Annotated in this window: 6 protein-coding genes; all 6 read left to right on the top strand. The window is 63.1% G+C overall.

All coding sequences use genetic code 11. The features are described from left to right. Window positions 1–27 precede the first annotated feature (27 nt). The gene (locus EOA24_RS41770; protein ID WP_189343141.1) at window positions 28–165 is read left to right on the top strand and encodes a hypothetical protein; all 138 of its coding nucleotides are present in this window, start codon (window positions 28–30) and stop codon (window positions 163–165) included. Window positions 166–582: 417 nt separating this feature from the next. Next, complete coding sequence (locus EOA24_RS22630) at window positions 583–1839, top strand: N-acetylmuramoyl-L-alanine amidase (RefSeq protein ID WP_126083817.1); 1257 nt, start codon at window positions 583–585, stop codon at window positions 1837–1839. A 229-nt stretch (window positions 1840–2068) separates the two neighbouring features. Further along, window positions 2069–4525, top strand: a complete 2457-nt coding sequence (locus EOA24_RS22625; protein ID WP_127250812.1) for a penicillin-binding protein 1A — start codon at window positions 2069–2071, stop codon at window positions 4523–4525. Window positions 4526–4651: 126 nt separating this feature from the next. Next, window positions 4652–5783 (top strand): peptide chain release factor 2 gene (prfB, locus tag EOA24_RS22620; protein WP_108702967.1). Its coding sequence is split into 2 segments (ribosomal slippage): window positions 4652–4717 and window positions 4719–5783, totalling 1131 coding nucleotides; the frame shifts between segments, so codons are not numbered across the junction. 168 nt (window positions 5784–5951) lie between these two features. Then, window positions 5952–6356: a GFA family protein gene (locus EOA24_RS22615; RefSeq protein WP_127410080.1), complete on the top strand. Its 405-nt coding sequence runs from the start codon at window positions 5952–5954 to the stop codon at window positions 6354–6356. Window positions 6357–6652: 296 nt separating this feature from the next. After that, a partial coding sequence (locus EOA24_RS43200; RefSeq protein ID WP_127410079.1) for a hypothetical protein occupies window positions 6653–6918 on the top strand: 266 nt, incomplete at its 3' end.

The following is a 6918-nucleotide window of genomic DNA, read 5'->3' as shown; positions in this document are numbered from 1 at the left end:
GTATCTGTGTGCATGCCGGATAATTGAATGTCCGCTAGCCGCCGCTTGAGCGCGATGGCGGTGCCGCCCGCAGCCAAGATGGCGCGGTTTGATGCGGACCTTTCCATGATTGCGCTTGAAGCCATCGGCACCCAGCAGAACCTTTTGAACCAAAGCCCGGGCTGAGCCGGACCAGCTTGTTTGCTCACGAAGAGCCGGCGCGGGGCGAACCCGGCCGTTTTCCTCACGCAAGCGATTCCCCCGCCACGGGAGCACGCCTGCGAAAATCGTCGCGACCACATGAGCCTGGAAGGATAAAGGAGCCGCCTTTGCATCCGACCTTTGGCAGGAAACTGCTGAGGCGAGCGGTTCCAGGATTGCAGTGATCCAATGTCGCTTTTATGATTTGGCGGGATGGAAGGCAACCCCGATTTCGGATGCCGGCAAAAAGCGCTTCCGTTGGGGAAGGTGCCATTTGTCCCACCTCATGAAAGGCTTGGTTAACCTTCTCTGAATACCAATCGTTAATCGAATTGGCGGCCTGACGGGCACTCGGCGAGAAGACCGGGCGCAATGCGTCAAACCGGGAGCGACGGACAAGAGATGGGATTGGCGGGCAGCGCGGACAAGAGGGGCAGGGCCGCGGCGCATGCCACGCGCGTGGCCTGGGCCGCTTTGCTGCTGGCGCTGCTGCTTTGTTTCGCGGCCGCCGCGCGCGCCGACGGCCTGCTTGGCGCGACCGGCTACAAGATGGCCGGCGACGCCACCAAGATGCGCATCGTCGTGAATTTCGACAGCGAGCCGAACGTCAAGTGGTTCTTGTTGCGCGGCCCCGATCGCCTGGTCGTCGACCTGCCGCGCACGCGATTCGCCCTTGAGACCAAGGATGTGAAGCCGCGTGGCCTTGTGCGGGCCGTCCGTTACGGCGATCAGGGACATGGCTCGCGACTGATCCTCACCGGCAAGGGTCCTTTCGCCGTCGACAAGCTCGACGTGCTCAAGAATGACGACGGCACCGGCTATCGCATCGCCATCGACATGTCGGCCGCCTCCGAACGGGAGTTCGACGAGGCGCTGGCCAACCAGTCGCTGACCACCGGTTCGACGGTCTCCACCGAGAAAGGCGAGAGGGTCGGCACCGGGCCGGTCTCGGCGCCCGGTCATCGCTTCACCGTGGTGATCGATCCTGGCCATGGCGGCGTCGATGGCGGCGCCGAAAGCTCAGCCGGCACGGTCGAGAAGGACGTCACACTCGCTTTTGCTAAGGAATTGCGCGACAAGCTGGCCGCGGTCGGCAAATACGATGTCTTCATGACCCGCGATGACGACGTCTACCTGGCGCTTGACGAGCGCGTGCGCATCGCGCGCCAGCACGAGGCCGATCTCCTGATCTCGATCCATGCCGATACGATCGCGGTCAAAGGTCTTCGCGGCGCCACGGTCTACACACTTTCGGACAAGGCCTCCGACCCGGAAGCCCAGGCGCTCGCCGATCGCGAGAACCTGTCCGACCAGTTTGCGGGAATGAAGATCGAGGACGACAACAAGGAAGTCACCGACATCCTCATCGACCTGATCCGCCGGGAAACGCATGGCTTCTCGATGAGCTTCGCCCACACGCTGGTCGGCCAATTGTCGACCAGCGTCGGCCTCATCAACAATCCGCAACGCTCGGCCGGCTTCAAGGTGCTCAAGGCTCCGGACGTGCCGTCCGTTCTGGTCGAGCTTGGCTACCTCTCCAACAGCAAGGACGAGGCGCAATTGCTCAGCGCCGACTGGCGCGGCAAGGCCGCGCAAAGCATAACCAACGCGGTCGCCCTGTTTGCCGCTGCCAAGGCCGGAACGGCGACGGGCGGTTGATCCGCCCACGCCCCCACAACCGCTTGGGGTCTGCAACCATAAGCGGCGTTGCATGACGACAACACCCGGCGTTATTATTCGGCGACCGAGTCCTCAAATCTCGCGCTGCCGTATTTTGTCCACATGGTCGCGACATGGGTCTTTTGATTGCGGATTGGGACCGCCCCGGGAAGCTTGCGCGACTGCCGGCTTCGTTTAGGAAATTCCCGAACCTCGGACTGGAGCGGGCATGATTCGTCTCATCGGCTATTTCTTTGGCATCGGCACGACGCTGGCGTTGCTGGTGGCGGCCGGCCTTGCCATCTATATCAGCCATGTCGCGAAGGACCTGCCCGACTACGAGGTTCTGGCCAAATACGAACCGCCGGTGACGACGCGCATTCATGCCTCCGACGGCTCGCTGATGGCGGAATATGCGCGCGAGCGGCGCCTCTATCTGCCGATCCAGGCCATCCCGGACCGCGTCAAGGCCGCTTTCATGTCGGCCGAGGACAAGAACTTCTACAACCACCCCGGCATTGACGTAACCGGCCTCGGCCGCGCCATCATCGTCAACCTGCAGAATCTCGGCTCGGGCCGGCGCCAGGTCGGCGCTTCGACCATCACCCAGCAGGTGGCGAAGAACTTCCTGCTCACCTCGGACCAGACCTACGAGCGCAAGATCAAGGAGATGATCCTGGCCTTCCGCATCGAGCAGGCCTATTCCAAGGACCGCATCCTCGAACTCTACCTCAACGAAATCTTCTTCGGCTTCGGCGCTTATGGCGTCGCGGGTGCCGCGCTCACCTATTTCGACAAGTCGGTCAACGAGCTGACGGTCGCGGAAGCCGCCTATCTCGCCTCGCTGCCCAAGGGCCCGAACAATTATCACCCCTTCAAGCATGCTGACCGCGCGATCGAGCGCCGCAACTGGGTCATCGACCAGATGGTCGAGAATGGCTACGTCACCCGCGAGGAGGGCGCCAAGGCCAAGGCCGAGCCGCTTGGCGTGACGCCGCGCCGCAATGGCTCCTATCTGTTTGCCGGCGAGTATTTCACCGAGGAAGTCCGCCGCCAGATCATCGCCCGCTACGGCGAGAACGCGCTCTATGAGGGCGGCCTGTCGGTGCGCACCACGCTCGATCCGAACATCCAGCTTATCGCCCGCAAGTCGCTGCAGAACGGCCTGCTCAAATACGACATGCTGCGCGGTTACCGCGGTCCGGTCACGCATATCGACATTTCCGGCGACTGGGGCGTGCCGCTCGGTAACGCGAAGGGCCTAGAGGACGTGCCGGAATGGAAGCTTGCCGTTGTGCTCGATAGTTCGGCGGACGGCCTGACCATCGGCATCCAGCCGACGCGCCAGGTCTCCGGCGAGCTGGTCAAGGACCGCGTCCAGGGCACCGTCAGCAAGGACGACATGGGCTTTGCCATGCGCCATTTCGTCAACGGCAAGTCCGTCAGGGCGAAGTCTCCGGCGGAAGTGCTGGAGCCCGGCGACGTCGTCTTCGTGCAGAAGAACGAAGGTTCCGACAACACCTATATGCTGCGCCAGGTGCCCGAGGTTGAGGGCGGTCTCGTCGCCATGGATCCGCATACCGGCCGCGTGCTCGCCATGGTCGGCGGATTCTCCTACGCGCAGTCCGAGTTCAACCGCGCGACCCAGGCGATGCGCCAGCCCGGCTCCTCGTTCAAGCCGATTGTCTATTCGGCCGCGCTCGACAATGGCTATACGCCGGCCTCGGTGATCATGGACGGCCCGATCACCATCCAGAGCGGCAACACCACCTGGACCCCGAAGAACTATGACGGCACGGTCGCTGGCCCGGCCACGTTGCGCTCCGGCATCGAGAAGTCGCGCAACCTGATGACGGTGCGGCTCGCCAACGACATGGGCATGAAGCTGGTCGTGGAATATGCCGAGCGCTTCGGTGTCTACGATCATCTGGCGCCCTATCTGCCGATGGCGCTGGGCTCCGGCGAGACGACCGTCATGCGCATGGTCTCGGCCTATTCGATCATGGCCAACGGCGGCAAATCGATCAAACCCTCGCTGATCGACCGCATCCAGGACCGCTACGGCAAGACGGTGTTCAAGCAGGATGAGCGCGGCTGCGAAGGCTGCAACGCCGCCGAATGGAAGAACCAACCCGAGCCGGAGCTGGTCGACAATTCCGAGCAGGTGCTCGACCCGATGACGGCCTACCAGATCACCTCGATGATGGAAGGCGTGGTCCAGCGCGGCACCGGCGCCACCATCGGCGAGCTCGGCCGCCACATCGCCGGCAAGACCGGCACCACCAATGACGAGAAGGACGCCTGGTTCATCGGCTTCACGCCGAACCTCGTCGTCGGTCTCTACATGGGCTACGACACGCCGCGCGGCCTCGGCAAGGGCGCCACGGGCGGCGGTCTCGCCGCGCCGATCTTCAAGGATTTCATGCGTGTGGCGCTGGACGGCAAGCCGAACACCGACTTCCAGGTTCCGGACGGCATGAAGCTCATTGCCATCAACCGCAAGACCGGCATGCGCGCCGCCGAAGGCGATCCCAACACCATCGTCGAGGCGTTCAAGCCCGGCACCGGTCCGGCCGACAGCTACTGGGTGATCGGCATGGGCGCGGATGGCTCCAACGGCTCGGGCGGCGCGCTGTCGCCGCAGGCCAACCAGGCCATCCAGGACGGCGGCGGCGGGCTCTACTGATCTCCTGCAATCCGGAATGGGCCGGCGCGAAACCGTCGGCCCATTTCGCTTTACAGGCGGCGATGCCGTGCCTATGTATCGCGCCTATTCCGAAAAGACCGAAAAGACAGGACCGAACGAAGAGCCATGCGCGCGGAAACGCTCAACATTGTCGACGAAATCAGGCAGGCGATAACCCTGCTGAGGAGGCATCTTTGACTGGGATCAGGCTGTAAAGCGGCTTGAGTACCTGAATTCGCGCGCCGAGGATTCCAGCCTCTGGAATGATCCGATCGAAGCGCAGAAGCTGATGCGGGAGCGCCAGGAGCTCGAGGACGGTATCGCCGCCGTCAAGGGGCTGACCCAGGCGCTGGAAGACAATATCGGCCTGATCGAGCTCGGCGAGGAAGAGGGCGACGACGGCATCATCGCGGAAGCGGAGGCTGCGCTGCGCTCGATGCAGGGCGAGGCGAAGGCTCGGCAGGTCGAGACGCTGCTCTCCGGCGAAGCCGACGCCAACGACACCTATCTCGAAATCCATGCCGGCGCGGGCGGCACCGAAAGCCAGGACTGGGCCTCGATGCTTCTGCGCATGTACACGCGCTGGGCCGAGCGCCGCCGCTTCAAGGTCGAGGTGCTGGAAGTCCATGACGGCGAGGAGGCGGGCATCAAGTCCGCCACCGTGCTGATCAAGGGCCACAACGCCTATGGCTGGCTGAAAACGGAATCCGGCGTCCACCGCCTGGTGCGCATCTCGCCGTACGACAGCAATGCGCGGCGCCACACCTCCTTCGCCAGCGTCTGGGTTTATCCGGTCATCGACGACTCGATCGAGATCAATGTTTCCGAATCCGACGTGCGCATCGACACCTATCGTTCCTCGGGCTCGGGCGGCCAGCACGTCAACACCACCGACTCGGCGGTCCGCATCACCCATCTCGCGACCGGCATAGCGGTCGCCTGCCAGGCCGAGCGCTCGCAGCACAAGAACCGCGCCAAGGCCTGGGAAATGCTGCGCTCGCGCCTCTACGAGGAAGAGCTGAAGAAGCGCGAGGCGGTCGCCAACGCCACGGAGGCGTCGAAGAGCGACATCGGCTGGGGCCACCAGATCCGCTCTTACGTGCTGCAGCCCTATCAGCTCGTGAAGGATCTGCGCACCGGCGTCGAAAGCACCTCGCCGTCGAGCGTGCTCGACGGCGACCTCGACGAGTTCATGGAAGCTTCGCTCTCGCATCGCATCGAGGGTGGTGCAGGCGAAGCGGTGGCGGACCTGGATTAGGATATGCCCATATTCAGGTGAGGCCGGCCTGCGAACGGCGATTTCCTGCGCTTCCGGTGCTCACGTACCTTAAGTACGCTCCGCTCCGGTTCTTGAAAACCGCTATTCTCGGCTCAGCCTAACCTGAATCTGGGCATATGCTGCCGTTGCGCAAAGGAAGAAAAGCCGGTGACGCGCAAACTTACCGGAAAATGCTTCTGCGGCACCGTCCACTATGAAGTGGCGGACGAATTCGTCTATGCCGCGAACTGTCACTGCTCCAACTGCCGGCGCACGACGGGGGCGGCGTTCAAGCCCTTCGCCGGCATCGAGCGCGGCAAGTTCCGTCTCACCGCGGGCGACGACAGGCTGCTGATTTTCGGCGACGAGAGCGGCCATGACGCGCATTGCGGCCGCTGCGGCTCGCTCGTCTATTCATTGGTCCGCGAAGGCGCCTATGTCCATGTCGCCATGGGGACGCTGATGGACGATCCAGGCATTCGCCCGAGCGCACATATCTTCGTCGGTTCAAAGGCGCCGTGGTTCACGATTACAGACGATCTGCCGCAATATCGTGAACACGCCGACGGCTGAAGGTCGGAACTTCCTTTGGAGGAACTTCGTTCTTAGGCACCCTGGGCGCAGGCCGTTGTCTGGAGTTGCCACCCAGGTCTGCGCATCCTTTCCGTCGCCGAAGCTTGAAACCGGCGCGTCGCCATGGCGCGCCCACTTCTTGCGCTGGCTATGGAATCAGCTCAGCATCCGAGCTGTGGGATAGAAGCATTTATGGCCGGACGCGGCATAAACTGCGACCGACGATCCGGCCACTGGGAAGACACGTTCCGGGAACGGGCAAGCTGAAACGCTTGATGCTCGAAAGGAACGTTTCGATGTCTGCTGCCACATCAAGATCGGCCCAAGCCGCTCGACCGGCTGGCCGACTGTTGTTCTCCCTCTTCGCTGTTGGAGCTGTCTCGGTGCTGACGCCGCCGGCCATCGCGCACGACGCCCAGCCTACGGCGGCCGTGCCACAAGGCTGGAAATACCCCTTTGCCTGCTGTGCCAACTTCGATTGCAAGGAAGTGCCGCAGTCATCGATCAGCGAGCGGCCCGAAGGCTATGTCATAAAAGGCACGGGCGAGGTGGTGGCCTACAG

Origin of the sequence: Mesorhizobium sp. M2A.F.Ca.ET.039.01.1.1 (genome assembly GCF_003998035.1) — a bacterium.
Classification (GTDB): domain Bacteria; phylum Pseudomonadota; class Alphaproteobacteria; order Rhizobiales; family Rhizobiaceae; genus Mesorhizobium.
This window is presented reverse-complemented; position numbering and strand designations above follow the sequence as displayed.